This is a genomic window from Elstera litoralis, from assembly GCF_000963705.1.
Lineage (GTDB): Bacteria > Pseudomonadota > Alphaproteobacteria > Elsterales > Elsteraceae > Elstera > Elstera litoralis.
In genome coordinates, this window is record NZ_LAJY01000497.1 from 1 (window position 1) to 2,664 (window position 2,664).

At 58.1% G+C, this 2,664-nt stretch carries 3 protein-coding genes; 2 read left to right on the plus strand and 1 reads right to left on the minus strand.

What is annotated here, in order from left to right:
- Nucleotides 1–388: 388 nt before the first annotated feature.
- The gene (locus VZ95_RS16365; RefSeq protein WP_045776808.1) at nucleotides 389–1,420 is read right to left on the minus strand and encodes an amino acid ABC transporter substrate-binding protein; all 1,032 of its coding nucleotides are present in this window, start codon (nucleotides 1,418–1,420) and stop codon (nucleotides 389–391) included.
- Nucleotides 1,421–1,800: 380 nt separating this feature from the next.
- Here VZ95_RS16365 and VZ95_RS25820 point away from each other — a divergent pair, with 380 nt between their 5' ends.
- Both VZ95_RS25820 and VZ95_RS16370 read left to right on the plus strand, forming a co-directional pair.
- Nucleotides 1,801–2,016 (plus strand): hypothetical protein, encoded by a 216-nt coding sequence (locus VZ95_RS25820; RefSeq protein WP_052711861.1) that lies wholly within the window; start codon nucleotides 1,801–1,803, stop codon nucleotides 2,014–2,016.
- Nucleotides 1,988–2,664 (plus strand): PLP-dependent transferase (locus VZ95_RS16370; protein WP_198148352.1); only part of this gene is annotated, 677 nt, incomplete at its 3' end. The genes VZ95_RS25820 and VZ95_RS16370, both read left to right, overlap by 29 nt.

The following is a 2,664-nucleotide window of genomic DNA, read 5'->3' on the forward strand; positions in this document are numbered from 1 at the left end:
GGTCGCGATTTTGCGGTTTTCGAGATTGGTGAGCGTATTGTGAATAAGATACCAGCCCGCAGCCAGCACCAAAAGCACGATTAGAATCTGAAAAAGGACTGCGCGGACATCGCGATCATTCCAAAAAGCCGTTTTCGGCTTCTCGATGACCCTTGCCCCGCTTCGCCGATCCGTCATGGAAATCTCCCCGGCGTCAGCATCACTGTCTGCTGAGCCATGCAAACTGCATGCCCAACCCTCTGGCCCGAAACTTTAGCCTCACGCCCAAGATAGAGAAAAGGCGCCGAACCCGAACCCACGCGATGCGCGGGCGAGATCGGCGCCCTTCCCTAAAGCCTGAAGCCAAGATCGGTCGATTCCATCGACCGATCAAGCTTGGGAGGTGCGCTTAGCGCACCGGCATGGCGTATTGCAGGCCGCCCTTGGTCCACAGCGCGTTCAGACCGCGTTCCAGCTTCAGCGGGGTCGCCTTGCCCACATTGCGCTCGAAGACTTCGCCGTAGTTACCAACGGCCTTAATGGCATTGTAGGCCCATTCTTCCGACAGATTGAGGTTCTTGCCCATGCCCGGCGTTACGCCCAAGAAGCGCTTCACGGCCGGATTGTCGGACTTCTTCAGATCGTCGGCATTCTTCGAGGTCACGCCGAGCTCTTCGGCTTCAACGAGGGCCGTTACCGTCCAGAAGACGATATTGTACCATTCGTCATCGCCCTGACGGACGGCGGGGGCCAGCGGCTCCTTGGAAACCAGTTCCGGCAGGATCACATAATCTTCGGCATTCGCGGCGCGGGCAGCACGGGTCGAGGCAAGGCCCGAAGCATCCGTCGTGTAAACGTCGCAACGACCTGCGAAGAAGGCGGCTTCAACCTCGGCCAGTTCCTGAATAACGACCGGCTTGAAATCCATCTTATTGGCACGGAAATAATCCGCGAGGTTCAATTCGGTGGTCGTGCCCGGCTGCACGCAAACGGTGGCGCCGTTCAGTTCCTTAGCGCTCTTCACGCCGAGCTTCTTGGAGACCATAAAGCCCTGACCATCGAAGAAGGTCACCGGGGCAAAGTTCAGGCCGAGCGACGTGTCGCGCGACTGGGTCCAGGTGGTGTTACGGGCCAGAAGATCGATTTCGCCCGATTGCAGCGCGGCAAAGCGTTGCTGCGCGTTCAGCGGGAAATATTTCACTTTCTTGGCATCGCCGAGCACCGAAGCGGCAACCGCCTTACAGGTGTCGACATCGAGGCCGGTCCAATTGCCTTGCGCATCCGGAGCCGAAAAGCCCGGCAGGCTGGTGTTCACGCCGCAGTTCACAACACCGCGCTGCTTAACGGCAGCCAGCGTGCCTGCGCCCTGGGCCTGTGCGGCACCGGCGGCGAACAGCGCTACTGCACCGGCGGCCAGTACATTAGCAAACGTGAAGGTCATCTTGCTCATTCCCTCAACTCCTCATTCCCGACTTGGCGGGGCCTGTTCACGAAACTGGTGTCTTTAGAGTAACATCACCGACCGAAACCGTCCCCATCCCCAGGGCTCGATCCTGCCGATGCTGGCGTTTATGCCAGTGCACCTAGACATGTTTTTTTCAGAATATCGGGTTTCGGTCAATCATCTTTAAACACATTGCGAAAAAATTTCTGACACATTTCCGCAAAGGGCTAATCCCGTTGGTTTCAAGTGAAAAGAACGGGGGCTTGGCGATGGCAATCGCTTGTGTCTCTATCACGATAGACTGAATCGAAGGCATTAGGGAACTCCCGAGTCGCTGGCTATTCTTTCGCTGAGCACCTCCATAACTGAGGGTTATAATGTCGGACTCCAAGCTGTTTAAAGACGCGACGCGCCTCACCACCTTAGGCCGCGCACCGCACGCCTATGATGGGCTGGTCAATCTTCCTGTTCATCGCGGCTCGACCGTTCTGTTCCCGACGCTGGCCGCGTTCGAGCAGAGCAATCTGCGCCCCAATGAAACTGGGCGAACGACCTACGGCCTCAATGGCACGCCGACGACGTTTTGCCGTTGAAACCGCTGTCGCCGAGCTTGAAGGCGCCCACGGGGCCTGTGTGGTTCCCTCCGGCCTTGCCGCAATTACGGCGGCGCTTCTGGCGGTTCTAAAGGCGGGCGATCATCTTCTCATCACCGATAGCGCCTATGGGCCGGGGCGGCGCTTCTCAAATCATATCCTCACGCGTTTTGGCGTTGAGGTGGAATATTACGATCCGCTGCTCGGGGCCGATATCGCCAAACTGTTCAAGCCGAACACCCGCGCAATCCTCACCGAATCGCCCGGCTCCTATACGTTCGAAATCCAAGATATTCCGGCGATTGCCACCGCCGCCCACGCCCGCAATATCTTGGTTTTATTGGATAATACCTGGGCGACGCCGCTTTATTTCAAGCCGTTCCAACACGGCGTCGATATCTCCATTCAGGCCGCGACCAAATATATGTCCGGCCATTCCGACCTTCTCGCCGGAACGATTAGCTTTACCGAAGCCTGCGAGCCGCTGGTGCGCCAAACCGTGCGCGACCTCGGCATTTCGCTTGCGCCCGACGATTGCTATCTGCTGCTGCGCGGGCTGCGGTCGATGGACGTGCGCTTGAAACATCAGGAGAAAGTTGCGCTGGAATTGGCCGACTGGCTCGCCGCCCGCCCGGAAGTGAAGCAGGT